Annotated in this window: 20 protein-coding genes and 3 rRNA genes; 21 read left to right on the top strand and 2 right to left on the bottom strand. The window is 67.9% G+C overall.

Translation table 11 applies throughout. From position 1 onward, the window contains the following. The first annotated feature begins 13 nt into the window (after positions 1-13). The 9 genes from MRBLWH7_RS06600 to argH all read left to right on the top strand — a co-directional run bounded on the left by MRBLWH7_RS06600 (position 14) and on the right by argH (position 10,040). Positions 14-754, top strand: coding sequence for a dienelactone hydrolase family protein (locus MRBLWH7_RS06600; RefSeq protein ID WP_342000414.1), 741 nt, complete (start codon positions 14-16; stop codon positions 752-754). A gap of 58 nt (positions 755-812) precedes the next feature. Then, positions 813-1,793 (top strand): NAD-dependent epimerase/dehydratase family protein, encoded by a 981-nt coding sequence (locus MRBLWH7_RS06595; protein WP_342000412.1) that lies wholly within the window; start codon positions 813-815, stop codon positions 1,791-1,793. A 289-nt stretch (positions 1,794-2,082) separates the two neighbouring features. Next, positions 2,083-3,156, top strand: coding sequence for an N-acetyl-gamma-glutamyl-phosphate reductase (gene argC, locus MRBLWH7_RS06590; RefSeq protein ID WP_342001944.1), 1,074 nt, complete (start codon positions 2,083-2,085; stop codon positions 3,154-3,156). A 49-nt stretch (positions 3,157-3,205) separates the two neighbouring features. Continuing rightward, on the top strand, positions 3,206-4,363 hold the full coding sequence (gene argJ, locus MRBLWH7_RS06585; protein WP_342000410.1) for a bifunctional glutamate N-acetyltransferase/amino-acid acetyltransferase ArgJ: 1,158 nt from the start codon (positions 3,206-3,208) through the stop codon (positions 4,361-4,363). A 13-nt stretch (positions 4,364-4,376) separates the two neighbouring features. Continuing rightward, positions 4,377-5,276 carry an acetylglutamate kinase gene (gene argB / locus MRBLWH7_RS06580; RefSeq protein ID WP_342000408.1) on the top strand — a complete coding sequence of 300 codons (900 nt, stop codon included), beginning with the start codon at positions 4,377-4,379 and terminating at the stop codon, positions 5,274-5,276. Then, positions 5,273-6,487, top strand: a complete 1,215-nt coding sequence (locus MRBLWH7_RS06575; protein ID WP_342000406.1) for an acetylornithine transaminase — start codon at positions 5,273-5,275, stop codon at positions 6,485-6,487. The genes argB and MRBLWH7_RS06575 overlap by 4 nt, the downstream gene beginning before the upstream one ends. Further along, positions 6,484-7,407, top strand: coding sequence for an ornithine carbamoyltransferase (argF, locus tag MRBLWH7_RS06570; RefSeq protein WP_342000404.1), 924 nt, complete (start codon positions 6,484-6,486; stop codon positions 7,405-7,407). Before MRBLWH7_RS06575 ends, argF begins: the two co-directional genes overlap by 4 nt. Before the next feature lie 13 nt (positions 7,408-7,420). Next, positions 7,421-8,566 (top strand): heparan-alpha-glucosaminide N-acetyltransferase domain-containing protein, encoded by a 1,146-nt coding sequence (locus MRBLWH7_RS06565; protein WP_342000402.1) that lies wholly within the window; start codon positions 7,421-7,423, stop codon positions 8,564-8,566. Between the two features lie 43 nt (positions 8,567-8,609). After that, positions 8,610-10,040: an argininosuccinate lyase gene (gene argH / locus MRBLWH7_RS06560; protein ID WP_342000400.1), complete on the top strand. Its 1,431-nt coding sequence runs from the start codon at positions 8,610-8,612 to the stop codon at positions 10,038-10,040. Between the two features lie 25 nt (positions 10,041-10,065). Here argH and MRBLWH7_RS06555 read toward each other — a convergent pair whose 3' ends face one another. Further along, positions 10,066-10,662: a hypothetical protein gene (locus MRBLWH7_RS06555; RefSeq protein ID WP_342000398.1), complete on the bottom strand. Its 597-nt coding sequence runs from the start codon at positions 10,660-10,662 to the stop codon at positions 10,066-10,068. Between the two features lie 4 nt (positions 10,663-10,666). After that, complete coding sequence (locus tag MRBLWH7_RS06550) at positions 10,667-11,266, bottom strand: DNA-binding protein (protein WP_342000396.1); 600 nt, start codon at positions 11,264-11,266, stop codon at positions 10,667-10,669. Between the two features lie 202 nt (positions 11,267-11,468). On the opposite strand from MRBLWH7_RS06550, the gene tyrS reads away from it, so the two are divergent. From tyrS to recN, 12 genes are all read left to right on the top strand, one after another. Continuing rightward, complete coding sequence (tyrS, locus tag MRBLWH7_RS06545) at positions 11,469-12,770, top strand: tyrosine--tRNA ligase (RefSeq protein WP_342000394.1); 1,302 nt, start codon at positions 11,469-11,471, stop codon at positions 12,768-12,770. A 45-nt stretch (positions 12,771-12,815) separates the two neighbouring features. Next, on the top strand, positions 12,816-13,646 hold the full coding sequence (locus tag MRBLWH7_RS06540; RefSeq protein ID WP_342000392.1) for a DUF4184 family protein: 831 nt from the start codon (positions 12,816-12,818) through the stop codon (positions 13,644-13,646). 89 nt (positions 13,647-13,735) lie between these two features. Further along, a complete protein-coding gene (locus MRBLWH7_RS06535; RefSeq protein ID WP_342000390.1) occupies positions 13,736-14,377 on the top strand; it encodes a UdgX family uracil-DNA binding protein in 642 nt (213 codons plus the stop codon). A gap of 526 nt (positions 14,378-14,903) precedes the next feature. Then, a 16S ribosomal RNA gene (locus MRBLWH7_RS06530) occupies positions 14,904-16,425 on the top strand. Between the two features lie 438 nt (positions 16,426-16,863). Beyond that, a 23S ribosomal RNA gene (locus MRBLWH7_RS06525) occupies positions 16,864-19,968 on the top strand. 107 nt (positions 19,969-20,075) lie between these two features. Next, a 5S ribosomal RNA gene (rrf, locus tag MRBLWH7_RS06520) occupies positions 20,076-20,192 on the top strand. Together the 16S, 23S and 5S rRNA genes form the textbook arrangement of a ribosomal RNA operon. A 93-nt stretch (positions 20,193-20,285) precedes the next feature. Then, positions 20,286-22,154 carry a primosomal protein gene (locus tag MRBLWH7_RS06515; RefSeq protein WP_342000387.1) on the top strand — a complete coding sequence of 623 codons (1,869 nt, stop codon included), beginning with the start codon at positions 20,286-20,288 and terminating at the stop codon, positions 22,152-22,154. Then, positions 22,154-23,191 (top strand): HAD-IIA family hydrolase, encoded by a 1,038-nt coding sequence (locus MRBLWH7_RS06510; protein WP_342000385.1) that lies wholly within the window; start codon positions 22,154-22,156, stop codon positions 23,189-23,191. Before MRBLWH7_RS06515 ends, MRBLWH7_RS06510 begins: the two co-directional genes overlap by 1 nt. 51 nt (positions 23,192-23,242) lie before the next feature. Continuing rightward, the gene (locus MRBLWH7_RS06505; RefSeq protein ID WP_342000383.1) at positions 23,243-23,401 is read left to right on the top strand and encodes a hypothetical protein; all 159 of its coding nucleotides are present in this window, start codon (positions 23,243-23,245) and stop codon (positions 23,399-23,401) included. Next, a complete protein-coding gene (locus tag MRBLWH7_RS06500) occupies positions 23,398-24,198 on the top strand; it encodes a TlyA family RNA methyltransferase (protein WP_342000381.1) in 801 nt (266 codons plus the stop codon). Before MRBLWH7_RS06505 ends, MRBLWH7_RS06500 begins: the two co-directional genes overlap by 4 nt. Beyond that, on the top strand, positions 24,195-25,217 hold the full coding sequence (locus MRBLWH7_RS06495; RefSeq protein WP_342000380.1) for an NAD kinase: 1,023 nt from the start codon (positions 24,195-24,197) through the stop codon (positions 25,215-25,217). Before MRBLWH7_RS06500 ends, MRBLWH7_RS06495 begins: the two co-directional genes overlap by 4 nt. After that, positions 25,214-26,905 carry a DNA repair protein RecN gene (gene recN / locus MRBLWH7_RS06490; RefSeq protein WP_342000378.1) on the top strand — a complete coding sequence of 564 codons (1,692 nt, stop codon included), beginning with the start codon at positions 25,214-25,216 and terminating at the stop codon, positions 26,903-26,905. Before MRBLWH7_RS06495 ends, recN begins: the two co-directional genes overlap by 4 nt. Positions 26,906-26,973: the final 68 nt, after the last annotated feature.

Raw genomic sequence — 26,973 nt, 5'->3', positions numbered from 1 at the left:
ATCGGAGGGCACCATGTCCGAGATGATCACGGTTGCGCTCGCCGAAGGCGAGGTCCTCGACGTCTACGTCGCCCGTCCGGCGGGCGAGCCGATCGGCGGACTCGTCCTCATCCACGAGATCTGGGGTCTGGTCGGCCACATCACTGACGTGGCCGCCCGGTTCGCCTCCGAGGGCTGGCTGGTCGCGGCGCCCGACATCCTGAGTCATGGCGGCGTCGCTCCGGCGCTGGGCGCGGAGCTCTTCGCGGTGATGAACAGCGACGACGAGGAGGCCCGCGCCGCCGCGCAGCCGCGCATGCGCGAGGCGATGGCGGGCATGCGGGCGCCGGAGTACGCGGACTGGGCGATCGCCGCGCTCCGCGCGACGGTCGACTGGCTCATCGTGCAGCCGGGGATCGACGACCGGATCGCCGCGACGGGCTTCTGCTTCGGCGGCACCTACGCGTTCCTGCTCGCCGCTCAGGACGACCGCGTCCGCGCCGTCGCGCCGTTCTACGGCACGGCGCCGCCGGCGGACCGCATCGCCGACATCGCGGCGCCGGTGCTGGCGATCTACGGCCAGCACGACCCCGCGCTCATCGACGCGCTGCCGGCGGTGACCGAGGCCATGGTCCAGGCCGGCGTCGACTTCGAGGCCGTCGTGTACCCCGATTCGGCGCACGCGTTCTTCAATGACACCGGCCGCCGCTACAACCCGGCCGATGCGGCCGACGCCTGGGCACGCGTGACGGAGTTCCTCCGCAGCCGCGTCTGACGCTCTGCCGTCGGCGGAGACGGATGCCTCGACCCGGCGCGTCTGGTTGGGTGGGGCCATGACCGACGTACTGGTGCTGGGCGGAACGGGCTGGCTGAGCGGGCGCATCGCCGAGCGGTGGGCGGATGCCGGAGCCGGCGTCACGTGCCTCGCCCGCGGTGGACGCGCCGCACCGTACGGCACGACCCTGGCGATCGGCGATCGCGAAGAACCGGACGCGTACGAGGAGGTCGGGCGCCGCGAATGGGACGAGATCGTCGACGTGTCGTCGAACCCCGACCACGTCGCCGCGGCCATCGCGGCGCTGGGGGAGCGCACGCGGCATTGGACGTACATCTCGACGGTGTCCGTGTACGCCGCCCACGACGTGCCGGGCGCCGATGAGACCGCCGAACTGCTGACGACTGCCGGCCCCGACGAAGACGAGGACTACGGTCGCGCGAAGGCGCGGGCCAAGGCATCCGTGCGCTCCAGGCTCGGCTTCCGCGCGGCGGTCGTGCGTCCGGGACTCATCGTGGGGCCCGGTGACCCGACCGACCGGTTCGGGTACTGGGTGGGCCGGTTCGCCCTCGCGGGCTCCGAGGACGTCCTCGTGCCCGACAGCGACGGCCGCGGTGCCCAGGTGATCGACGTCGACGACCTCGCGGCGTTCGTGCAGTCGATCGGGCAGGAGAGGTGGACCGGGGTCGCGAACGCGGTGGGGGACACCGTCGCTCTCGACAGGCTGCTCGCCGACGCGCGGGACGTCGCCGGTCACACGGGCGCAACGGTGCCGGCCGACGACGACTGGCTGCAGCAGCACGAGGTGGCGTACTGGATGGGCCCGCGGTCGCTGCCGCTGTGGCTCCCGCGCGACATGATCGGCTTCTGGACGCGCTCGAACGCCGCCTACCGGCTGCTCGGCGGCCATCTGCGCCCGCTGCGCGACACCCTCGAGCGCACCCTCGCCGACGAGCGGGAACGCGGACTCGACCGCGAACGCCGCGCCGGGCTCACCCGCGCCGACGAGCTGGAGCTGGTCCGCGAACTCCGCGGCTGAGCCCCCGCCATTCACAGCACACGTGTCATGGGGTGCGCGGCTCGCGGTCGCGCCCGCGACGTCGACCGTGACGGGCGATTTGCGGATGCCGCGGCCCGGCCGCTATCGTCGGCGCATGCCTTCGGCGACCCAGGGACTCTCGACGCTCGTTCCGAGCGCCGCTCCCGCGCGCCGACGCCGTCTGGGCGAGAGCCGACTCTAGGCGACCCCGCACGCCGTCCTGTCATGGACCGTCGCGAGTGGGCGTCGCCGTCTCCGGCCCTCAGCCCCAGACTCTAAGGTGGAATCCATGACATATTCGGTCGCCGTCTCCGGCGCATCCGGCTATGCGGGCGGCGAGATCCTGCGGATCCTCGCCGCGCATCCCGACGTCGAGATCCGCACCGTGACCGCGCACTCCAACGCGGGACAGCCGCTCATCCAGCACCAGCCCCACCTGCGCTCCCTCGCGCACCTGACCCTCGCCGAGACCTCGCCCGAGGTGCTCGCCGGTCACGACATCGTCTTCCTGGCGCTGCCGCACGGCCAGTCCGGGCAGTACACCGACGCTCTCGGCGACACGCCCCTCGTGATCGACGCAGGCGCCGACCACCGGCTCGAGTCGGTGGCCGACTGGGATCGCTTCTACGGCGGCGACTTCCACGAGCCGTGGGTCTACGGCGTCCCCGAGCTTCCGGTTGCGGGTGCGAAGCAGCGTCAACGACTGGTCGGGGCGTCCCGCATCGCGGCCCCCGGCTGCAACGCCTCCACCGTCTCCCTGTCGCTCGCGCCGGGTGTCGCCGCGGGCGTGATCGACCCCTCCGACATCGTGACGGTGCTGGCGGTCGGGCCTTCGGGCGCCGGCAAGAGCCTCAAGACGAACCTGCTGGCTGCTGAGATCCTCGGGTCCGCCAACCCCTACGCCGTAGGTGGCTCGCACCGGCACATCCCCGAGATCCGCCAAGCGCTCGCCGCCGCGCGCGCGTCGGACGCCGAGCAGAGCACCACCGCCGACGAGGGCATCCGCATCTCGTTCACCCCGGTGCTGGTGCCGATGTCGCGGGGCATCCTCGCGACCTCCACGGCGCCGATCGTGCCGGGCGCGACCGACGACGAGATCCGGGGCGCGTGGGAGTCGGCGTACGGCGACGAGGCCTTCGTGCAGCTGCTGCCCGCCGGCCAGTTCCCGCGCACCGCCGATGTGCTCGGCGCGAACACCGCGCTGATGGGCCTCGCGATCGATCGCGCGGCGAACCGCGTGACCGTCGTGACGGCGGTCGACAACCTCGTCAAGGGCACGGCCGGAGCCGCCGTGCAGTCCATGAACATCGCGCTGGGGCTCGCCGAGGGCACCGCGCTGTCTGTGAATGGAGTCGCGCCATGACTCCTCTCCGCAGGCATCTCGACATCGGAAATCAAAGGAGTGTCGCGCCGTGAGCGTCACCGCGCCCCAGGGATTCGAGGCGGCCGGTGTCGCCGTCGGACTCAAGTCGACCGGCAAGCCCGATGTGGCCGTGGTCGTCAACCGCGGACCGCTCAAGGTCGGCGCCGCGGTGTTCACCAGCAACCGCGCGAAGGCGAACCCGATCCTGTGGTCGCAGGAGGTCGTCCGCGACGGCGTGGTGGAGGCGGTCGTCCTCAACTCGGGCGGCGCCAACTGCTTCACCGGATCCTTCGGCTTCCAGACCACCCACCAGACGGCCGAGAAGGCCGCCGAGCTCCTGGCCGTGAGCGCGGGCGACGTCCTGGTGTGCTCGACGGGGCTGATCGGCACCGGTGACGAGGCGTTCCGTGCGAAGGTGCTCGCGGGCACCGAGCAGGGCATCGCCGAGCTCTCCGCGGACGGCGGGGAAGCAGCATCCCTCGCCATCATGACCACGGATTCGAAGCCGAAGCGCTCCGTCGTGACGGGCGACGGCTGGTCGATCGGCGGCATGGCGAAGGGCGCCGGGATGCTGGCGCCGGGCCTCGCGACGATGCTCGTGGTCATCACGACGGACGCCGTCCTCGACGCGGCGCAGGCCGACGCCGCGTTGCGCGCCGCCACGGGTCGCACGTTCGATCGACTGGACTCGGACGGCTGCATGTCGACGAACGACCAGGTCACCCTCATGGTCAGCGGAGCATCGGGCGTCACCCCCGACCCCGAGGCGTTCGCCGCCGCGCTCGCCGAGGTCTGCCAGGACCTCGCCCGGCAGCTGCAGGGCGACGCCGAGGGCGCGAGCCACGACATCACGATCGAGGTCATCAACGCCGCCTCGGAGGACGACGCGGTGGAGGTCGGCCGGTCGGTCGCCCGCAACAATCTCTTCAAGGCCGCCATCTTCGGCAACGACCCGAACTGGGGCCGCGTGCTCGCCGCGATCGGCACGACCGGGGCCGCGTTCGACCCGTACGACGTCGACGTGTGGATGAACGGCGTGCGCGTGTGCAGTGCCGGAGGCCCCGACGCCCCGCGAGAAGCGGTCGACCTCGCGCCGCGCGCGACCCGCCTCGTGATCGACCTCAAGGTCGGCGCGGCGACGGCGACGATCCTCACCAACGACCTCACCCACGACTACGTCCACGAGAACAGCGCGTACTCCTCATGAACAAGCAGGCCTCATGACTGATCTGCAAGACACCGATCCCGGCGAGGCCAGCGCCCGGGCCGTGACCCTCATCGAGTCGCTGCCCTGGCTCAAGCGCTTCCGCGACCAGATCGTGGTCGTCAAGTACGGCGGCAACGCCATGGTGAGCGAGGAGCTCCAGGACGCCTTCGCCGCCGACATCGCCTACCTCCGCTACGTCGGGGTGAAGCCCGTCGTCGTGCACGGCGGCGGCCCGCAGATCTCGTCCATGCTCGACCGCCTCGCGATCCCCAGCGAGTTCAAGGGCGGCTACCGTGTCACCTCGACCGAGGCGATCTCGGTCGTCCGCATGGTGCTCACCGGTCAGATCAACCCGCAGCTGGTGTCCAAGATCAACGCGCATGGTCCGGTCGCGACCGGCCTCAGCGGTGAGGACGCCGGGCTGTTCGGCGGCCGTCGGCGCGGAGTGGTGATCGAGGGCGTCGAGCACGACCTGGGCCGCGTCGGCGACGTCGTCGAGGTCGACCCCCAGCCGGTGCTCGATCAGATCGACGCGGGCCGCATCCCCGTGGTCTCGAGCATCGCCCCCGACCTCGACCACCCGGGACATTCCCTGAACGTGAACGCGGATGCCGCAGCATCCGCTCTCGCCGTCGCACTCGGTGCGGCGAAGCTCGTGGTGCTCACCGACGTCGCGGGGCTGTATGCCGACTGGCCCAACCGCGACTCACTGGTATCGCACCTGACCTCGACGGAGCTGAAGGCGATGCTGCCGACGCTCGAGTCGGGCATGATCCCGAAGATGGCGGCGTGCCTGGAGGCCGTCGAAGGCGGCGTCGAGACCGCGGCCATCATCGACGGGCGGGTGCCGCATTCGGTGCTCGTGGAGATCTTCACCAGCAAGGGAATCGGAACAGAGGTGGTGCTCGGATGACGTGGCAGGACGATGCGGGGCGCGACCTCGTGAAGAGCTTCGGCGCTCGAATGCAGATGTTCGTGCGGGGTGAGGGATCCTACCTGTGGGACGCCGACGGCAAGCGCTACCTGGATTTCCTCGCAGGGATCGCGGTCGACTCGCTCGGCCACGCGCACCCGGTGTTCGTCGACGCGATCGCGACGCAGGCCGCGACGCTCGCGCACGTGTCGAACTACTTCGCCACGCCGCCGCAGCTCGCGCTCGCCGCGACGCTGAAGCGACTCGCCGGCACCGGCGACTCCGGCCGCGTGTACTTCGGGAACTCGGGCGCCGAGGCGAACGAGGCGGCGTTCAAGCTCGCCCGCCTCCACGGCGGAACCGAGCGGCCGCGCATCCTCGCGCTGACCGACGCCTTCCACGGCCGCACGATGGGCACGCTGGCTCTCACCGGCAAGCCGTACATGCAGGAGCCCTTCCTTCCGATGACGCCCGGCGTCGAGTTCATCGACTCCACGGTCGATGCGCTCGAGGCGGCGATCGACGACCGGGTGGCAGCCCTCTTCGTCGAGCCCGTCAAGGGCGAGGCAGGTGTGCTGCCGCTGCCCGAGGGGTACCTCGCCGCAGCGCGCGAGATCACCGAGCGCCACGGCGCGCTGCTCATCATCGACGAGATCCAGACCGGCGCCGGCCGGACGGGGGAGTGGTTCGCCTTCCAGCACGAGGGCATCACCCCCGACGCGATCACGGTCGCCAAGGGCATCGGCGGCGGGTTCCCGATCGGCGCCCTCATCACCTTCGGCGCCGCGAGCGAGCTGTTCTACCCGGGCACGCACGGTTCGACGTTCGGCGGCAACGCGCTGGGCACCGCCGTCGCGGGCGCCGTGCTCGGCGAGATCGAGCGGGCAGAGCTGGTGCGCAACGCCGCGGAGCGCGGCGCCCAGCTGCGCGCGGCGATCGAGGGCATCGATTCGGATCTGATCGACGGATGCCGCGGCGCGGGCCTGCTGATCGGCATCGGGCTGAAGCATCCTGTCTCGAAGGCCCTCGTGGCCGCCGCACAGGAGCACGGCCTCGTGATCAACGCCCCGAACGACGAGACGATCCGTCTCGTCCCGGCCCTGACGATCGGCGACGTCGAGATCGACGAGTTCGTCGAGCTGTTCACGGCGTCGCTGCGCACGGTCGAAGACGCACTCGTGCTCGACGTTGCGACGGAGGTTCCCGCATGACCCGCCACCTGCTGCGCGATGATGATCTGACGCAGGCCGAGCAGGACGAGATCCTCGATCTGGCGGTCTCGCTCAAGAAGGACCGCTGGAAGCTCAAGCCTCTCGAGGGTCCGCAGACGGTCGCCGTCATCTTCGACAAGTCATCCACTCGCACGCGCGTGTCGTTCGCGGTCGGCATCGCCGACCTGGGCGGTTCGCCGCTCATCATCTCGACGGCGAACAGCCAGCTGGGCGGCAAGGAGACGCCGGCCGACACGGCCCGCGTGCTGGAGCGCCAGGTGGCGGCCATCGTCTGGCGCACGTACGCACAGGCGGGGCTCGAGCAGATGGCGGAGGGCACGCGGGTGCCCGTCGTCAACGCGCTGAGCGACGACTTCCACCCGTGCCAGCTGCTCGCCGACCTGCTCACCATCAAGGAGCACAAGGGCGACCTGGCCGGCCTGACGCTCGCGTTCTTCGGGGACGGCAAGTCGAACATGGCTCACTCGTACGTGCTCGCCGGCGTGACCGCCGGGATGCACGTGCGCGTCGCGTCACCCGAGGCCTACGCGCCGCGCGACGACGTGATCGCCGACGCGGACCACCGCGCGGCGGAGACGGGCGGATCGGTCGCTCTCTACACCGACGCGAACGAGGCGGCGGCCGGTGCCGACGTCATCGTGACGGACACATGGGTGTCGATGGGCAAGGAGGAGGAGAAGCTCGAGCGCCTGCGCGACCTCGGCGGGTACAAGGTGACCCAGGAGCTGATGGGGCTCGCGAAGAACGACGCGATCTTCATCCACTGCCTCCCCGCCGACCGCGGCTACGAGGTCGACGCCGAGGTGATCGACGGTCCGCAGAGCGTGGTGTGGGACGAGGCGGAGAACCGCCTCCACGCCCAGAAGGCCCTGCTCGTCTGGCTCCTCCGCCAGGACTGAGAGCACCCGGTCGGTGAGCGCGCGAGGGGCGAGCGGTACACAGCGCATCACGCCGCCCGCCGACGGCTGGCTCACCACGCGCTGGGAGCGTCTGAACGGCCCCGCCCGCATCGGCGGCGTCGATCTCGCCCGCGGGCTGGCAGTGCTCGGCATGTTCGCCGCCCACCTGCTCTGGATCACCGAGCCCTTCGACGTGCTCGACTCCGGCACGTGGGTCGCTGTCGTGTCGGGCCGTTCCTCGATCCTGTTCGCGACGCTCGCGGGCGTCTCGATCGGGCTCGTGACCGGCGCGCGCTCCCCGCTCTCCGGCGACGCGATGAACACCGCGCGGGGCAGGCTCGCGGTCCGGGCGGGACTGCTCTGGGTACTCGGCATCCTGCTCATCGCCACGGACGTGCCGGTGTTCGTGATCCTTCCGGCGTACGCCCTCATGTTCCTGCTGGCGCTGCCGCTGACGTCGCTCCCGGCGCGCGTTCTTCTGCCGCTCGCGGGAGCGCTGGCCCTCTTCCTGCCGTTCGTGCAGGTCGTCCTCGACGCCCTCCCGTTCTGGAGCTCCCCGCTCGGAGAGCCGGTGTCTCTCGCCCTGGGCTGGCACTACCCGTTCACGACCTGGATCGCCTTCGTCCTCGCCGGCCTCGGGGTCGCCCGTGCCGGCGTCACCGGGCTGCGGGTGCAGGTGTGGCTCGTGGTCGCCGGCGTCCTGCTTGCGGCAGTCGGGTACGGGCTCGGCGCGGCGAGCGGCTCGGATCCCGACGCCGAGGCCGCCTCGTACCTCGGGGCGCTCTGGACCGTGCGGCCGCACTCGACCGGCCTGCTGGAGGTGATCGGCTCCGGCGGCTTCGCGCTCGCCGTGCTGGGGCTGTGCCTTCTCGCCTGCCGGACCGTGCTCGTGTGGGTCGCACTGCCCCTGCGGGCGGTCGGCGCGATGCCGCTCACCGCCTACACGCTGCAGCTCGTCGTGTGGGCCCTCGTCGCCGCGGCGGTGCTCGAGCGGGTCGGCGACCTCGCCGGATTCCGCGCTCTCGAGCCGTTCTGGCCGCTCACCATCGGCACCGCAGCGCTGTGCACCGCCTGGGCTCTCCTCGTCGGCCGCGGCCCGCTCGAGACGCTGCTCGACACCGCCTCGCGCTTCGCCGTCCCCGCCGATCGACGGCGATGACACGGCGGCGTCGTGGTCGGTGACGCGTCGGTAGGCTGGTCGAGTGAGTGAATCGAAGGGCGACGGCACCAACGAAGGCGCACTGTGGGGAGCCCGTTTCGCAACGGGACCGTCCCCGGAGCTGGCAGAACTGAGCCGATCGACCCATTTCGACTGGGATCTCGCGCTGTATGACATCGCCGGTTCGCACGCGCACGCCAAGGCGCTCGCCGCGGCAGGGTATCTCACCGTCGACGAAGAGCGCGCCATGCACGAGGGTCTCGATGAGCTCGCACGGGGCGTGACCGAGGGGACGCTTCGGCCCGCGGCATCGGATGAAGACGTCCACGGCGCACTCGAGCAGGCGCTGATCGGCGTCGTCGGCGCTGAACTCGGCGGCAAGCTGCGCGCCGGCCGCAGCCGGAACGACCAGATCGCGACGCTGGTGCGCATGTACCTGCTCGACCATTCGCGGACGATCGCCCGCGAGATCCTCCGCCTCGTCGATGCGCTCGTGGCGCAGGCCGACGCGCACCCCGAAGCGATCATGCCGGGCCGCACCCACCTGCAGCATGCGCAGCCCGTGCTCCTCGCGCACCACCTGCAGGCCCACGCGTGGCCGCTCGTGCGCGACCTGGAGCGCCTGCGCGACTGGTCCGCACGCGCGGCGGTGTCGCCGTACGGCGGCGGCGCGCTCGCCGGCTCGACCCTCGGGCTCGATCCGCAGCTCGTCGCGCGCGAGCTCGGACTCGATCGTCCCGCCGAGAACTCGCTCGACGGAACGTCCTCGCGCGACGTTGTCGCCGAGTTCGCCTTCGTCACGGCCATGATCGGCGTCGACGTCTCGCGCTTCGCGGAGGAGGTCATCCTCTGGAACACGCGCGAGTTCGGCTTCGTGACGCTCGACGACGGCTACTCGACGGGTTCGAGCATCATGCCGCAGAAGAAGAACCCCGACATCGCCGAGCTCGCGCGCGGCAAGGCGGGGCGGCTCATCGGCAACCTCAGCGGACTGCTCGCGACCCTCAAGGCGCTCCCGCTCGCGTACAACCGCGACCTGCAGGAGGACAAGGAGCCGGTGTTCGACTCGGTGCGCACTCTCGAGACCGTGCTGCCTGCGTTCGCAGGCATGGTCGCGACCATGCGCTTCCACACCGAGCGGATGGCGGCGCTCGCGCCGCAGGGCTTCTCGCTCGCGACCGACGTCGCCGAGTGGCTCGTGAAGCGGGGCGTCCCGTTCCGCGACGCGCACGAGATCTCGGGCCACCTGGTCCGGGTGTGCGAGGAGAACGGCCTCGAGCTGCACGAGGTCTCAGACGCTCAATTGGCGGGCGTCTCGGGGCACCTCACGCCCGACGTCCGCGAGGTGCTGAGCGTGGAGGGCTCGGTCGCGAGCCGCACCGGCGCCGGCGGTACCGCTCCCGTCCGGGTCGCCGAGCAGCGGGCGGAACTGGTCCAGCGCGTGCAGGACGCGGCGCACGCCCTCGGTCTCTAGTCTCGGTCGCGAAGAAGCCTCGCGATCACCAGATCGCGAGACGCACCAGGGCCGCGACGACGCACGCCCACACGAGGCTCGCGAGCGTGCCGATGATGAAGCGCTCGCGCGCCTCGGCGGTCGCGAGTTCCGAGAACCGGCCGATGCCCTTGACCGCCACGACCACGGCGATCGCCTCGGGGAACCCCGCGACGATGCCGAGCGTCACCGCCACGCGCTCGAGGTAGCCGATCGTGGTTCCGCCGCGCATCACCTCGCGCACCGCGCCCTCGCCGGCGACGGCTCCCGGGAGTGCGGGAGCGCGCAGGAGGATGCCGCCGTTGTCGCCCTCCTCGACGCGCCCGTGGCTCGCGATCTCGAGGATGCGCCGCGTGATCGGGTTGCCGCCGAGCACGCCGAGGGCCGTACCGAGCATGGCGATGCCCAGGCCGAGCAGGAGCGGCACGTTCACGGGCGACACCGTCACGGCGAGCAGGCACAGGACGACCAGCACGGCCGCGACGATGAGGGGGATGGTCGTCGGCTTGCGAAGACTGGTCACCACCAGCACGAGCGCCCCGCAGAGTGCGAGGATCAGGAAGATCGTGAGCGCGGCGACGAGGATCACGTCCGGGGAGACCATGGCGTCAGTCTGGCACGGGCCGCGGACTCAGCCGGGCGAGCACGCGGGCGAGCGCCGGCAGGGCGGCCTCCTCGGTGCGCAGGCCCGCCGACTTCACTCGGAGGCTCACGGCGCCCTCCGAGATGCCGAGGCGTGCGGCGGCCTCGCGCTGCGTGATCCCTTCGGCGAGCAGGTCGTAGACCTCCCATCCTTCGGCGGTGCGCCGATCGCGCAGTTCCACCAGCAGACGCACGAGGGCCTCGGCGTCGGCCCCGCCGTCCGGCGCCGTGATCGCGATGCGAGTGGCGGCCTTCTTCGCACGGTCGACGGCGTCGCGCGCGTTCACGAAGGCCTCGCCCCGCGCGGCCCGGACGCTGTCGGGCAGGGGCGACTCGACCTCGCCGACGCCGACGCCCACGCTCCACTGGCCCGAACGGGTCAAGTCGAGAACGATCGCGAGCAAGGCCTCCGCGTCGGCGACCGCGACCTGCACCTCGTCGCCCGCGGTGCGCTCGGGCGCCAGCGCGATCCCGTGAGTCCCGTACGCGTGGACGGAGGCCACGGCGGCAGGCACCAGGTCGGCGCTGCTGCGGCTGTCTCGCTGGTCGCTGGTGATCACGAACATGGGCGATCCTTATGTGTGACAACTCAAGTGGGCCTTAGTTTAGGCTGAACACTTCAGTCGGACAAGCTTGCACACTTAAGATGAGCATTATTAAGGCCTAGGGCTTAAACAGGGTTTTGTTGCGCCTGCCCCCTGCCGTCGGGGGAGCGAGCAGGCCCGGCGCAGGCGGGACGAGGCATCCGTCGCTGATAGCCTGGCGGGCGTGTCTGAAACCGTCGTGAGCGCGACCGCGCCCGCGATCGACCCTGCGTTCGAGAACGTGTGGGACGAGATCGTGTGGCGTGGGCTCGTACATGTGTCCACCGATCAGGAGGCGCTGCGCGCCCTTCTCGCCGGAGACCCGATCACGTATTACTGCGGCTTCGATCCGACCGCCCCGAGCCTGCACCTCGGCAATCTCGTGCAGCTGCTGACCATGCGCCGCCTGCAGTTGGCCGGCCACAAACCCCTCGGCCTCGTCGGCGGCTCGACCGGCCTCGTCGGCGACCCGCGTCCTTCTGCGGAGCGCACGCTCAACACGCGCGAGACGGTCGCCGAATGGGTCGGCTACCTGCGCTCGCAGGTCGAGCGGTTCCTGAGCTTCGAGGGCGACAACGCCGCGCGCATCGTCAACAACCTCGACTGGACCGCGCCGCTGAGCGCGATCGACTTCCTCCGCGAGATCGGCAAGCACTACCGCGTGGGCACGATGCTCAAGAAGGACGCAGTCGCTGCGCGCCTCAACTCCGAGGCCGGTATCAGCTACACCGAGTTCAGCTACCAGATCCTGCAGGGGATGGACTACCTCGAGCTCTACCGCCAGTACGGCTGCGTGCTGCAGACCGGCGGCAGCGACCAGTGGGGCAACCTCACCAGCGGAACCGATCTCATCCACCGCGTCGAGGGCGTCTCGGTGCATGCGATCGGCACGCCGCTGATCACGAACAGCGACGGCACGAAGTTCGGCAAGAGCGAGGGCAATGCGATCTGGCTGGATGCCGCGATGTGCAGCCCGTACCGGATGTACCAGTTCTGGCTCAACACGGACGACGCCGACGTGATCCAGCGCCTGAAGATCTTCACGTTCCTGACGCGCGCCGAGATCGAGGAGTACGAGCGCCTCGTCGCCGACGAGCCGTTCCGTCGCGCCGCTCAGAAGCGCCTGGCTCTCGAGGTCACGGCTTTCGTGCACGGCACGGATGCTGCCACCGCCGTGATCGCCGCCTCCGAGGCTCTCTTCGGCCAGGGCGACCTCGCGGCGCTCGACGCGACGACGCTGCGCCATGCGCTCGAGGAGCTGCCCAACGCGACGGTCGCGACCGGCACCAATGTCGTGCAGGCGCTCGTCGACACGGGGCTCGTCTCGAGTCTCTCGGAGGGCCGCCGTGCGATCGCGCAGGGCGGTGTCTCGCTCGACGGCGCGAAGGTCGAGGACGAATCGGCGACCGTGTCGGGCGCGCTCCCCGGCGGAGTCTCAGTGCTGCGGCGCGGCAAGAAGACGCTCGCGGGCGTGTTCGTCGGCTGACGCCCGGTGAAGACCGGCGTGGCTGGGCGGGTGGACGGCTGACGAATGCCCTTCACCCCCAGCCACGCCGTCGTCGCACTGCCGTTCGTCCGGACGCCGCTGGTGCCTGCGGCGATAGCGATCGGCGCCATGGCGCCGGACCTGCCGCTCTTCGTCCGCGGGCTGCCGCTGCACTACGGCGTGACTCACGCGTTCGCCTGGTTGCCTGCCACGATCGCGCTGGCGTTCGCGCTGCTCCTGGTGTGGCGGCTGCTGCTGCGACCTGCGGTCCGTGAGCTCTCGCCGCGATGGCTGGCGGTGCGGCTGCCGGGGGAGTGGGACGCCGGCGCCGGCCGCGCCCTTCGCGAGACGCTCGCGATCTCGGGATCGCCCGTGCGCGCGTCGTGGAGCCGGATGCTGCTGCTCGTCCTCTCCCTCGCGATCGGCGTCGTGAGCCACATCGTGTGGGACCTGTTCACCCATGAGGGCCGGTGGGGGACGACGGTGATCCCGGCACTCGGATCCGAGTGGGGCCGCCTCCCGGGTTTCCGGTGGCTGCAGCACGGCTCGAGAGCCATCGGGCTCGCCATCATCGGGACCTGGATGCTGATGTGGCTGTGGCGCCGTGAGCCCGCGGCATCCGTGGATCGTGTTCTGCCGGCTCCGGTGCGATGGACGTGGTGGCTGGCGCTGCCGCTCGTGCTGGTCATCGCCTGGGCCTGGGGGCTCAGCGTCTTCGGTCCCCTCGATGGGGACTTCACCGCCTCGCACCTCGGCTACCGGGTGCTGCCGCCTGCCTGTGCGGTGTGGGGAGCGGCCACGATCGTCCTGTGCATCGTGGTCCAGGACCTCAGACGGAAGTCGCTCGCGGAACGCCCCGCCTCGGCCCCCGACTGACGTCCGCGCCGGGGAGACGGACGATACGCCTGCGCGTCGCGTGGGGCCAGGGTCTCTGATGCGAGACCGCTCGTGCGTATGTTGTTCCCATGGACGAAGAGCGTCCCGGTGCCGCGGAGTGGGTGCCGCCCGGCGCAGATCTCGCCCGCATGCGCGAAGCCGCGCAAAGATGCCGCGGGTGCGAGCTCTGGCGTGACGCCACGCAGGCCGTGTTCGGCGATGGCGCACCTGTGGCGCCGATCATGCTCGTGGGGGAGCAGCCGGGTGACAAGGAGGACCTGGCGGGCGAGCCGTTCGTGGGGCCAGCCGGCCGGATCCTGGATCAGGCCCTCGAGGCGGCAGGGATCGACCGCCAGCAGGTGTATCTCACGAACGCCGTGAAGCACTTCCGATTCGGGGAACGCGGGAAGCGTCGGATCCACCGCAGGCCGGATGTCGGACACATCACCGCCTGTCATCCGTGGCTGGAGGCGGAGTTCGAAGCGGTGCAGCCGATGGTCGTGGTGTGCCTGGGTGCGACTGCCGCACGCGCCGTCCTGGGCCGAACCGTCAAGATCGGGCAGGAGCGCGGGACGCCGCTCGATCGCGGAGGACGCACGGCGATCGTCACGATCCATCCGTCGGCGGTCCTGAGACTTCGCGACGCTGCCGAGCGGGAGCAGGCGACCGCGGGACTGGCCGGCGATCTCCGTCTCGCCTCCGCGCTCGCTCGAGAGGCGAACTCCGCGTGATTCCGGGGCCGGAGCCTGCGACACGCCCGGGGTGCGGCCCCGATTCGACGAGACCCCGGGACGCACGTAAAGTATTACTTGTTCGCCCCACAGGGAAGCGGAGAGGCCGGAAGCCTTACCCCCCTCAAGCGGAGAACCACCCCCTTCCTTCAGCACTCGTTTCGAGTGTGCCCGCATGCGGGTCTAGGATGGGGTTCCTGCCTCGGAGACCGCGGTCGCCGACGAGCCAGATGATCTGAAGATCACGGCGTGTCGGGTTTGACAGACGGATCGGGCGGGATAAGATAGCGAAGTTGCCCAGCCGGGGCGCGAATCGTGAGATTCGATGCTGGCTGGTGCGTCCGATCTTTGAGAACTCAACAGCGTGCACTTGTCAAATGCCAATTTTTTTCTCTGTCGACCAGGTTTTCTGGTTGGTGGGGGTCTTTTTTGGATCAATTCATGGATGTCAGTTTGATATTCGTTTTTGGTCATGGTTGAACTCGCTGCTTTGGACCGTTTTTCCCGGTTCGGGTGGTATTCATTTTTTATGGAGAGTTTGATCCTGGCTCAGGATGAACGCTGGCGGCGTGCTTAACACATGCAAGTCGAACGGTGAAGCCCCGCTTGCGGGGTGGATCAGTGGCGAACGGGTGAGTAACACGTGAGCAACCTGCCCTGGACTCTGGGATAAGCGCTGGAAACGGCGTCTAATACTGGATATGAGCCTCTATCGCATGGTGGGGGTTGGAAAGATTTTTTGGTCTGGGATGGGCTCGCGGCCTATCAGCTTGTTGGTGAGGTAATGGCTCACCAAGGCGTCGACGGGTAGCCGGCCTGAGAGGGTGACCGGCCACACTGGGACTGAGACACGGCCCAGACTCCTACGGGAGGCAGCAGTGGGGAATATTGCACAATGGGCGGAAGCCTGATGCAGCAACGCCGCGTGAGGGATGACGGCCTTCGGGTTGTAAACCTCTTTTAGCAAGGAAGAAGCGAAAGTGACGGTACTTGCAGAAAAAGCGCCGGCTAACTACGTGCCAGCAGCCGCGGTAATACGTAGGGCGCAAGCGTTATCCGGAATTATTGGGCGTAAAGAGCTCGTAGGCGGTTTGTCGCGTCTGCTGTGAAATCCCGAGGCTCAACCTCGGGCCTGCAGTGGGTACGGGCAGACTAGAGTGCGGTAGGGGAGATTGGAATTCCTGGTGTAGCGGTGGAATGCGCAGATATCAGGAGGAACACCGATGGCGAAGGCAGATCTCTGGGCCGTAACTGACGCTGAGGAGCGAAAGGGTGGGGAGCAAACAGGCTTAGATACCCTGGTAGTCCACCCCGTAAACGTTGGGAACTAGTTGTGGGGTCCTTTCCACGGATTCCGTGACGCAGCTAACGCATTAAGTTCCCCGCCTGGGGAGTACGGCCGCAAGGCTAAAACTCAAAGGAATTGACGGGGACCCGCACAAGCGGCGGAGCATGCGGATTAATTCGATGCAACGCGAAGAACCTTACCAAGGCTTGACATACACGAGAACACCCTAGAAATAGGGGACTCTTTGGACACTCGTGAACAGGTGGTGCATGGTTGTCGTCAGCTCGTGTCGTGAGATGTTGGGTTAAGTCCCGCAACGAGCGCAACCCTCGTTCTATGTTGCCAGCACGTAATGGTGGGAACTCATGGGATACTGCCGGGGTCAACTCGGAGGAAGGTGGGGATGACGTCAAATCATCATGCCCCTTATGTCTTGGGCTTCACGCATGCTACAATGGCCGGTACAAAGGGCTGCAATACCGTGAGGTGGAGCGAATCCCAAAAAGCCGGTCCCAGTTCGGATTGAGGTCTGCAACTCGACCTCATGAAGTCGGAGTCGCTAGTAATCGCAGATCAGCAACGCTGCGGTGAATACGTTCCCGGGTCTTGTACACACCGCCCGTCAAGTCATGAAAGTCGGTAACACCTGAAGCCGGTGGCCCAACCCTTGTGGAGGGAGCCGTCGAAGGTGGGATCGGTAATTAGGACTAAGTCGTAACAAGGTAGCCGTACCGGAAGGTGCGGCTGGATCACCTCCTTTCTAAGGAGCACCTGAGTCTCTTCGGAGGTTCTAGGACCCAGATCAGGGCGAATGTTCCTGGTTGGGGCTCATGGGTGGAACATTTGACATGGCATCAGCGCGTCTGGTGCCCACTAGTACGCCAGGATTCTTCGGGGTCCGGGTTGGAGGGTGGGTTCTGGTGAGCGGGGTGCCTGCACGCTGTTGGGTCCTGAGGGACCGGACGCTGCCATGTCTCCTTCGGGGGGTGGGTGGTGTGTGACTCTCTGGGCCTCCTGGCTGCCGGCTGTTGTCGGTGGGTTGGGGGGTGCCGCCCGTACTTTGAGAACTACACAGTGGACGCGAGCATCTTTGCAAGATGACCCTTCGGGGTTGTTTTGTGTTGATGATCTTAAAGATCATTAGTCAATTTCTGGTCGCACTCTTTTGGGAGTGTGTCCGAGTTTTTGATTCTCATGTTTTCAAGTCTTTAAGAGCAAACGGTGGATGCCTTGGCATCTGGAGCCGAAGAAGGACGTAGCAATCTGCGATAAGCCTCGGGGAACTGATAAGCAAGTTTTGATCCGAGGGTGTCCGAATGGGGAAACCCCGCTGGGCGGCGTGCCGACCTAGTGACTCCCGCCTGAATATATAGGGCGGGTAGAGGGAACGTGGGGAAGTGAAACATCTCAGTACCCACAGGAAGAGAAAACAACCGTGATTCCGTGAGTAGTGGCGAGCGAAATCGGATCAGGCTAAACCTCATGTGTGTGAGAGCCGGCAGGCGTTGCATGTGGGGGGTTGCGGGACGTTCCTGATCATTCTGCCGAGTGGTCGACGTGACAGAAGCGTATAGACGAACCGTCTTGAAAGGCGGGCCAGAGTGGGTGCCAGCCCCGTAGTCGAAATGCGTGTTCTGGCGTGGAGCGTATCCCAAGTAGCACGGGGCCCGAGAAATCCCGTGTGAATCTGTCAGGACCACCTGATAAGCCTAAATACTCCCAGATGACCGATAGCGGACAAGTACCGTGAGGGAAAGGTGAAAAGTACCCCGGGAGGGGAGTGAAATAGTACCTGAAACCGTTTGCTTACAAACCGTTGGAGCACCCCTGGTAGGTGTGACAGCGTGCCTTTTGAAGAATGAGCCTGCGAGTTAGCGATATGTGGCGAGGTTAACCCGGGTGGGGTAGCCGTAGCGAAAGCGAGTCTGAATAGGGCGATTCAGTCGCATGTCCTAGACCCGAAGCGAAGTGATCTATCCATGGCCAGGCTGAAGCGACGGTAAGACGTCGTGGAGGGCCGAACCCACTTAGGTTGAAAACTGAGGGGATGAGCTGTGGATAGGGGTGAAAGGCCAATCAAACTTCGTGATAGCTGGTTCTCTCCGAAATGCATTTAGGTGCAGCGTTGCGTGTTTCTTGCCGGAGGTAGAGCTACTGGATGGCCGATGGGCCCTACAAGGTTACTGACGTCAGCCAAACTCCGAATGCCGGTAAGTGAGAGCGCAGCAGTGAGACTGTGGGGGATAAGCTTCATAGTCGAGAGGGAAACAACCCAGACCACCATCTAAGGTCCCTAAGCGCGTGCTAAGTGGGAAAGGATGTGGAGTTGCTTAGACAACCAGGAGGTTGGCTTAGAAGCAGCCACCCTTGAAAGAGTGCGTAATAGCTCACTGGTCAAGTGATTCCGCGCCGACAATGTAACGGGGCTCAAGCACGCCACCGAAGTTGTGGCATTGACATTATTGGTAGGCCTTCGTGGTCCAGCCGTGTTGATGGGTAGGAGAGCGTCGTGTGGCGAGTGAAGCGGCGGGGTGACCCAGCCGTGGACGCTACACGAGTGAGAATGCAGGCATGAGTAGCGAAAGACGTGTGAGAAACACGTCCTCCGAAAGACCAAGGGTTCCAGGGTCAAGCTAATCTTCCCTGGGTAAGTCGGGACCTAAGGCGAGGCCGACAGGCGTAGTCGATGGACAACGGGTTGATATTCCCGTACCGGCGAAGAACCGCCCAAACTAACCCAGTAGTGCTAAGTATCTGAATCCCCATGACCGGAGCCTTCGGGCGATGGCTTGGGGCCTAGCGTACGACCCCATTCTGGTGCGGTTAGCGTATTAACAGGTGTGACGCAGGAAGGTAGCCCATCCCGGGCGATGGTTGTCCCGGGGCAAGTGCGTAGGCCGAGTCATAGGCAAATCCGTGACTCATACAGGCTGAGACACGATGCGGATGAAAAGTGGGTGATCCTATGCTGCCGAGAAAAGCATCGACGCGAGGTTCTAGCCGCCCGTACCCCAAACCGACTCAGGTGGTCAGGTAGAGAATACCAAGGAGATCGAGAGAATCGTGGTTAAGGAACTCGGCAAAATGCCCCCGTAACTTCGGGAGAAGGGGGGCCATCCGCTTATACCAGCTTGCCTGGAAAAGGGCGTGGTGGCCGCAGAGACTAGTGGGTAGCGACTGTTTACTAAAAACACAGGTCCGTGCCAAGTCGCAAGACGATGTATACGGACTGACGCCTGCCCGGTGCTGGAAGGTTAAGAGGACGGGTTAGCCGCAAGGCGAAGCTCAGAATTTAAGCCCCAGTAAACGGCGGTGGTAACTATAACCATCCTAAGGTAGCGAAATTCCTTGTCGGGTAAGTTCCGACCTGCACGAATGGCGTAACGACTTCCCAACTGTCTCAACCGCGAACTCGGCGAAATTGCAATACGAGTAAAGATGCTCGTTACGCGCAGCAGGACGGAAAGACCCCGTGACCTTTACTACAGCTTGGTATTGGTGTTCGGTGTGGCTTGTGTAGGATAGGTGGGAGACTGTGAAGCGGATACGCCAGTATTCGTGGAGTCATTGTTGAAATACCACTCTGGTCACTCTGGATATCTAACTTCGAACCGTAATCCGGTTCAGGGACAGTGCCTGGTGGGTAGTTTAACTGGGGCGGTTGCCTCCCAAAAAGTAACGGAGGCGCCCAAAGGTTCCCTCAACCTGGTTGGCAATCAGGTGGCGAGTGTAAGTGCACAAGGGAGCTTGACTGTGAGACTGACAGGTCGAGCAGGGACGAAAGTCGGGACTAGTGATCCGGCAGTGGCTTGTGGAAGCGCTGTCGCTCAACGGATAAAAGGTACCTCGGGGATAACAGGCTGATCTTGCCCAAGAGTCCATATCGACGGCATGGTTTGGCACCTCGATGTCGGCTCGTCGCATCCTGGGGCTGGAGTAGGTCCCAAGGGTTGGGCTGTTCGCCCATTAAAGCGGTACGCGAGCTGGGTTTAGAACGTCGTGAGACAGTTCGGTCCCTATCCGCTGCGCGCGTAGGAAGTTTGAGAGGATCTGACCCTAGTACGAGAGGACCGGGTTGGACGAACCTCTGGTGTGCCAGTTGTACTGCCAAGTGCACCGCTGGTTAGCTACGTTCGGGATGGATAACCGCTGAAAGCATCTAAGCGGGAAGCCGGCCTCAAGATGAGACTTCCATACCTTCGGGTGAGAGGCTCCCAGCCAGACTACTGGGTTGATAGGCCAGATGTGGAAGCACGGCAACGTGTGCAGCTGACTGGTACTAATAAGCCGATGACTTGATAACACCAACTTCTGGTGCTCGCGTCCACTGAGTGGTTCCCGATGTACGGTCGGGAACACAACAAAACACAGAACTTTTCACGTTGTGAAGACCTGAAACATCGAAAGAGTTTCGGCGGCCATAGCGAGAGGGAAACGCCCGGTCCCATTCCGAACCCGGAAGCTAAGCCTCTCAGCGCCGATGGTACTGCAGGGGGGACCCTGTGGGAGAGTAGGACACCGCCGGACACCCATTCACGGAATGGCCACCCCACACGGGGTGGCCATTCCGCGTTAACACGGTCGATTGCCGACGTGGACCGCATCCAGGAGGATCGAAGAATGTCAGAGCAGGAGCCGCGCGACGATCGACGCGCGCCGCGCGAACGATCCAGCGGAAAGCCCTCGTCGTCCGGTGCCGACCGCAAGCCGTACGCCAAGCGCGACGGCGACCACAAGCCGTACGCGAAGCGCGACGGCGACCACAAGCCGTACGCGAAGCGCGACGGCGACCACAAGCCGTACGCGAAGCGCGACGGCGACCACAAGCCGTACGCGAAGCGCGACGGCGACCACAAGCCGTACGCGAAGCGCGACGGCGACCACAAGCCGTACGCGAAGCGCGACGGCGACCACAAGCCGTACGCGAAGCGCGACGGCGACCACAAGCCGTACGTCAAGCGCGACGGCGACCACAAGCCGTACGTCAAGCGCGACGGCGACCACAAGCCGTACGTCAAGCGCGACGGCGACCACAAGCCGTACGTCAAGCGCGACGGCGACCACAAGCCGTACGTCAAGCGCGACGGCGACCACAAGCCGTACGTCAAGCGCGACGGCGACCGTCCCTATGCCAAGCGTGACGGCGACCGCCCGTACGTCAAGCGCGACGGCGACCGTCCCTATGCGAAGCGTGACGGCGACCGTCCCTATGCCAAGGGTGACGGCGACCGTCCCTATGCGAAGCGTGACGGCGACCGTCCCTATGCGAAGCGTGACGGCGACCGTCCCTATGCGAAGCGTGACGGCGACCGTCCCTATGCGAAGCGTGACGGCGACCGTCCCTATGCGAAGCGTGACGGCGACCGTCCCTATGCGAAGCGTGACGGCGACCGTCCCTATGCGAAGCGTGACGGCGACCGTCCCTATGCGAAGCGTGACGGCGACCGTCCCTACGCGAAGCGTGACGGCGACCGTCCCTACGCGAAGCGCGACGGCGACCGTCCCTACGCGAAGCGAGACGGCGACCGCCGACCATCCGAGCGCGCTGCACGTCCGACGCGTGGGGGAGCAGACCGCCCCGACCGCGCGGTCCGCGAGGGCGAGATCCGGGCTGTCCGTGTTCGGCACGACGATCCGGTCATTCCCGAGGACGTCACCGGGCGCGATCTGCCTCCGGCTGCGCGCAACGAGCTGAAGACCCTGAGCAAGGAGAACGCCGAGGAGGTCGCGCGTCACCTCGTGATGGCGTCGGAGCTGATCGACGAGGACCCGGCGCTCGCGCACCAGCACGCGCTGTCGGCGTCCCGTCGTGCCGGGCGTATCGCCGTCGTCCGCGAGACGCTTGCGATCACCGCGTACGCGACCGGTGACTTCGCGCTCGCGTTGCGGGAGCTGCGCACCTACCGTCGCATCTCGGGGCGCGACGACCAGATCGCGCTGATGGTCGACAGCGAGCGCGGCGTCGGGCGAGCCGATCGGGCACTCGAAGTCGGCCGTGCCGTCGACCGCTCCACGCTCGAGACCCCCGTGCGCGTCGAACTGGCGATCGCGATGTCGGGCGCCCGTCTCGATCTCGGCGACCCGGAGCGCGCGCTCCAGGAGCTCGACATCCCCGAGCTCGATCCCGATCGTGCGTTCGAATGGAGCCCGGCGCTGTTCGCCGCCCGTGCCGCCGTACTCGAGGAGCTCGGCCGTACCGACGAGGCCGCGCAGTGGCAGCGTCGCGCGGTGGTCGCCGCCGAGGCGATCGACGCGGCCTCCGGTCTTGACGATCTCGAGACGGTCTTCGTCGAGGAGGTCGTCGAGATGGACCTCGATGACGAAGACGGCGCGGAGGCCACCCTCGACGAGACGGAGGCACCCGAGGAGCTCGACGAGCCCGAGCCGGCCGCGACCGAGCCGGAAGAGATCTCCGTCGCCGACGAGGTCTCCGAGATCCTCGTGGAGGCGGGAGTCGACGAGTCCGGCGACGACGAGGCCGACCGCTGATGGCGCTGTTCGGGCGGCGGGCTACGACGCCCGCCCCGCTCGACGGTGTCGACGTGGTGCTGGCCGACCTCGACGGGGTCGTCTACGCGGGTGCCGGCGCTCTGCCGCACGCGGTCGAGAGCCTCAACCGCGCCCGCGACGGCCGTGCCCTCGCCTACATCACGAACAATGCGGCGCGCACGGATGCCTCGGTCGCGGCGCATCTGAGCGAGCTCGGGCTCGCGACGACTCCGCGTGACGTCGTGACCAGCCCGCAGGCCGCGATGCGGCTGCTCGCGGACAGGATCACGCCCGGATCGACGGTGCTCGTCGTCGGTGGCGACGGTCTCGTCGTCGAGGTGGAGAAGGCCGGCTTCGTCGTGACGCGCAGCGCCGACGACGCGCCGTCGGCGGTCGTGCAGGGGTTCGCGCCGGAGGTGGGCTGGACCCAGCTCGCGGAGGCGGCGTTCGCGCTCAAGACGCCCGAAGAGGACGGCGGCATCCCGTGGGTGGCGACGAACACCGACTGGACGATCCCGCAGTCGCGCGGCATCGCCCCCGGCAACGGCACCCTGGTCTCCGCGGTGCACACGGCCGTCGGTCGGCTCGCGACCGTCGCCGGCAAGCCCGAGGTGCCGATCTTCCAGGAGGCCGTCGCGCGGTTCGAGGCGCGGCATCCGCTGTTCCTGGGCGACCGTCTCGATACCGACATCCTCGGCGCCAACCGTGCCGGAATCCGCTCCGCGCTCGTCCTCACGGGCGTGGACCGGCCCAAGCACGTGCTGGCCGCGCCCGAGAACTCGCGGCCGACGTACATCCTCGGCGACCTTCGTGAACTCCACGAGCCGTACCCCGAGGTGCACGTGAAGGACGGCGTGGCGACGGTGCGCGGCGCCCGCGTCGCGATCGACGGTCCCGACGTCCGCATCCTCAGCGAGGGCGATGATCCGGTTGATCTCGTGCGTGCGGGTGCGGCGGCGATCTGGTCGACCGGGCGGGCGATCTTCGGCTTCCGCGTGCCCGAGCGGCTGTACGCGGATCCGTTCCACCGTCCGTGATCCTCGCCGCGGCGACCCTGGCGCGCCGTGCGGCCCCCGTAGTCTGGGGGCATGGATGGAGCCCGCGGACATGAGGACGAGCACGGCGACCTGCTGTCGACCCTCGAAGTGATCGAGGCGCAGCCGCTGGCGACGCGCGCCGAGGCGTACGACACTCTGCACGATGCGCTGGCCCGTCGCCTCGAGGCGACCCCCGGCGCCCCGTCATGACGAGCCGCCTCGACGCCGCTCTCGCCGCCCGGGGCCTCGCGCGCTCGCGCACCCACGCCGCGACTCTCATCGCCGAAGGACTGGTCATGGTCGACGGGCGTGCGGTGGTCAAGGCCTCGACGCCCGTCGGCGACGATTCCCTGATCGAAGTGGCGGCGTCCGATCACTACGTCAGCCGTGCTGCGCACAAGCTCATCGCGGGCCTCGACGCGTTCGAGGTCGACGTGCGCGGCCGTGCGGCGCTCGACATGGGCGCGTCCACCGGTGGCTTCACCCAGGTGCTGCGCGAGCGCGGCGCCGAGCCGGTGATCGCGGTGGATGTCGGTCACGGGCAGCTCGCAGCATCGGTCGCCGAAGATCGTGGGGTCGTCGCCGTCGAGGGGTTCAACGTCCGCTACATGACGCCGGACACCCTCGCCGCGGCGAGCGGCGTCTCCGAGGCGCCCTCGGTGATCACGGGCGATCTGTCCTTCATCTCGCTCACGCATGTGCTGCCCGCGGCGCGCGGGGTCGCGGCATCCGATGCCGATCTCGTGCTGCTGATCAAGCCGCAGTTCGAAGTCGGGCGCACCGCCGTGAAGGGCGGCCTCGTGACCAACCCCGTGCTGCGCGCGGACGCCGTTGCGCGTGTGCTGTGGTCGGCGTGGGACGCCGGGCTCGGCACCTGCGGTGTCGTGTGCTCCCCGATCGCGGGAACGCACGGCAATTCCGAGTTCATCGCGCACCTCGCACCGGGGCGGGGGAGCAATCCGACAGAATGGTTGAGCACCGTGAACCGACTGGCGGGGAGCCGATGAACGACGTCGACACACAGGCCGAGCGCAGCATCCTGGTGGTGGCGCACGCCCATCGCGCCGAGACCGTCGCTGCGGCCGAGCGGGTCGTCGCCGCGCTGCGCGCCGCCGGCGCGCGCCCCGTGCTCGCCCTCGACGACGGCGAGGACCTGGTGCAGGCGGGTCCTTCGCTGGCCGATGTCGCGGTGCTCGGCATGGACGTGCCGGTGGCCGACATCGAGCTCGCCATCGTCCTCGGCGGCGACGGGACGATCCTGCGGGCGGCGGAGCTGGTGCGTGACGGCAGCGCCCCGGTGCTCGGCATCAACATGGGCCACGTCGGGTTCCTCGCCGAGATCGAGCGCGACGACATGGACGAAGCCGTCCGTCGCGTGATCGCGCGCGAGTACGAGGTCGAGGAGCGCATGGCGCTCCAGGTGCGGGTCAAGGACACCGGCGACTCCGTCATCTACGAGACGTGGGCGCTCAACGAGGCGACGGTCGAGAAGGCCAGCCGCGAGCGTCTCCTCGAGGTCGTCATCGAGATCGACGGACGTCCGCTGTCGAGCTTCGGCTGCGACGGCATGGTCGTCTCGACGCCCACAGGCTCGACCGCTTACAACTTCTCCGCCGGCGGACCCGTCATCTGGCCGACCGTCGAGGCGATCGCCGTCGTGCCGCTGTCAGCGCACGCGCTGTTCGCCAAACCTCTCGTCGTCGGGCCGGAGCACTCGGTGGCGATCGAGGTGCTCGAGCGCACCAACGGCACCGGCATCCTGTGGTGCGACGGGCGCCGCTCGCACGACCTGCCGCCGGGTGCGCGCGTGGTGGTGCGGCGGTCCGACCGCCCGGTGCGCCTCGCGCGCCTGCACCCCGCCCAGTTCACCGACCGCCTCGTGCGCAAGTTCCGCCTGCCGGTCGAGGGGTGGCGCGGTCCGGCTGCGATCACCGGCGTCATGCCCACGCACGCGAAGCGGGCAACGGATGCTGCCACCTCCGCCGATCGCGAGTCCAGCGCCGTCGGTATCGAGGTCGCCACGTGATCGAGGAGATGCGCCTGCGGGATCTCGGCGTGATCGCCGAGGCGACGCTGCCGATCGGAGCGGGATTCACGGCGATCACCGGTGAGACCGGCGCCGGCAAGACGATGGTCGTGACGGGACTCGGGCTGCTGCTCGGCCAGCGCGCCGATTCCGGCGCCGTGCGCGCCGGCGCCGCTCAGGCGACCGTCGACGGTGTGTGGATCGTTCCCGAGGACGGACCCGTCGCCGCGCGCGTGCGCGAGGCGGGTGGCGACGTCGAGCCGATCGGCGGCGGCCGCGCGGAGCTGTACATCGGGCGCTCGATCTCCAGTGAGGGCCGCGGGCGCGCCTCGGTCGGCGGGCGAGCCGCGCCGGCCGGCGTGCTCGCCGACCTCGCTGACGAACTCGTCGTGGTTCACGGACAGTCCGACCAGCTCCGGTTGCGCTCCGCAGCCGCCCAGCGGGACGCGCTCGACCGCTTCGGCGGCGAGACCGTCCACTCCGCGCGCGACGCCTACCGCCGCGCCTTCGAGCACTGGCGTGCGATCGACCGCGAACTGTCGCAGCTCACCGACGATCGCGACGCGCGGGCGCGCGAGGCCGACGACCTGCGTGCGCAGCTCGCCGAGATCGAGCAGGCGGCACCCGAGTCCGGCGAGGACGCCGAGCTCGCGACTCGCGCCGAGCGCCTGGCGAACGCCGAGGAGCTCCGCGTCGCGGCGGCGACCGCCCATGATGGACTGTCCGGCGACGGTGACGAACCCGACGCCGGGGCCCTGCTCGCGGAGGCGCGTCGCGCCCTCGAGCGGGTCCACGACCCGGTGCTCGCGGAACTCTCCGGTCAGCTCGCCGATGTCGGTTACCGCGTCGCCGACATCGCCGCGGCGCTCGCGGGCTACCTCGCCGACCTCGACGAATCCGGTCCGCACGAACTCGCCGCCGTCGAGGAGCGCCGCGCCGTGCTCGCAGGCCTGGTCCGCGCGCACGGCACCCTGGACGCCGCCATCGAGCTGCTCGACACCGGTTCCTCTCGGCTCGCCGAACTCGACGACGACTCCGATCGCATCGACCGGCTGACGGCGGAGCGGGATGCCGCAGCATCCGTCCTCGACGAGACCGCCGGAACGCTCACCGCGGCGCGCACAGACGCAGCCGCGCGGCTGGGCGCGGCGGTGACCACCGAGCTGCGGGCGCTCGCGATGCCCGATGCGCGCCTCGAGGTCGCCGTCACGGCGGGCACCGAGTCCGCGTCGGGACGCGACGACGTCGCCATCCTGCTCGCCCCGCACCCCGGCGCCGAGCCGCGAGCCGTGTCGCGCGGCGCGAGCGGCGGCGAGCTCAGCCGCGTCATGCTCGCGATCGAGGTCGTGATCGCGGCCGTCGACCCCGTGCCGACGTTCGTGTTCGACGAGGTGGACGCCGGGATCGGCGGCGCCGCCGCGATCGAGGTCGGCCGGCGTCTCGCGCGCCTCTCGGAGTCGTCGCAGGTCATCGCCGTCACCCACCTCGCGCAGGTGGCGGCCTTCGCGGCCAACCACCTGACCGTGGTGAAGGCGAACGACGGCTCGGTCACGGCATCCGACGTCCGTCGCCTGGACGGTGCCGATCGCGAGGCCGAGATGGCGCGCCTGCTGTCGGGCATGCCCGATTCCGATGCGGCGCTCACGCACGCACGCGAGTTGCTCAGCCTTCGCACCGAAGTCGACTGAGTCACCCGCGCGGCCCTCCGCGTGTCCTCAGCTTCTGCGAAGCTCATCGAAACACCGCCTGATAGGAT

It is taken from the genome of Microbacterium sp. LWH7-1.2 (assembly GCF_038397755.1).
GTDB lineage: Bacteria > Actinomycetota > Actinomycetes > Actinomycetales > Microbacteriaceae > Microbacterium.
This window is presented reverse-complemented; position numbering and strand designations above follow the sequence as displayed.

Excerpts from the sequence above, each read along its gene's own strand:
- MRBLWH7_RS06600 (WP_342000414.1), top strand. The coding sequence starts at position 14 with ATGTCCGAGATGATCACGGTTGCGCTCGCCGAAGGCGAGGTCCTCGAC.
- MRBLWH7_RS06595 (WP_342000412.1), top strand. The coding sequence starts at position 813 with ATGACCGACGTACTGGTGCTGGGCGGAACGGGCTGGCTGAGCGGGCGC.
- argC (WP_342001944.1), top strand. The coding sequence starts at position 2,083 with ATGACATATTCGGTCGCCGTCTCCGGCGCATCCGGCTATGCGGGCGGC.
- argB (WP_342000408.1), top strand. The coding sequence starts at position 4,377 with ATGACTGATCTGCAAGACACCGATCCCGGCGAGGCCAGCGCCCGGGCC.
- MRBLWH7_RS06575 (WP_342000406.1), top strand. The coding sequence starts at position 5,273 with ATGACGTGGCAGGACGATGCGGGGCGCGACCTCGTGAAGAGCTTCGGC.
- argF (WP_342000404.1), top strand. The coding sequence starts at position 6,484 with ATGACCCGCCACCTGCTGCGCGATGATGATCTGACGCAGGCCGAGCAG.
- MRBLWH7_RS06555 (WP_342000398.1), bottom strand. The coding sequence starts at position 10,662 with ATGGTCTCCCCGGACGTGATCCTCGTCGCCGCGCTCACGATCTTCCTG.
- MRBLWH7_RS06550 (WP_342000396.1), bottom strand. The coding sequence starts at position 11,266 with ATGTTCGTGATCACCAGCGACCAGCGAGACAGCCGCAGCAGCGCCGAC.
- MRBLWH7_RS06540 (WP_342000392.1), top strand. The coding sequence starts at position 12,816 with ATGCCCTTCACCCCCAGCCACGCCGTCGTCGCACTGCCGTTCGTCCGG.
- MRBLWH7_RS06535 (WP_342000390.1), top strand. The coding sequence starts at position 13,736 with ATGGACGAAGAGCGTCCCGGTGCCGCGGAGTGGGTGCCGCCCGGCGCA.
- MRBLWH7_RS06515 (WP_342000387.1), top strand. The coding sequence starts at position 20,286 with ATGTCAGAGCAGGAGCCGCGCGACGATCGACGCGCGCCGCGCGAACGA.
- MRBLWH7_RS06510 (WP_342000385.1), top strand. The coding sequence starts at position 22,154 with ATGGCGCTGTTCGGGCGGCGGGCTACGACGCCCGCCCCGCTCGACGGT.
- MRBLWH7_RS06505 (WP_342000383.1), top strand. The coding sequence starts at position 23,243 with ATGGATGGAGCCCGCGGACATGAGGACGAGCACGGCGACCTGCTGTCG.
- MRBLWH7_RS06500 (WP_342000381.1), top strand. The coding sequence starts at position 23,398 with ATGACGAGCCGCCTCGACGCCGCTCTCGCCGCCCGGGGCCTCGCGCGC.
- MRBLWH7_RS06495 (WP_342000380.1), top strand. The coding sequence starts at position 24,195 with ATGAACGACGTCGACACACAGGCCGAGCGCAGCATCCTGGTGGTGGCG.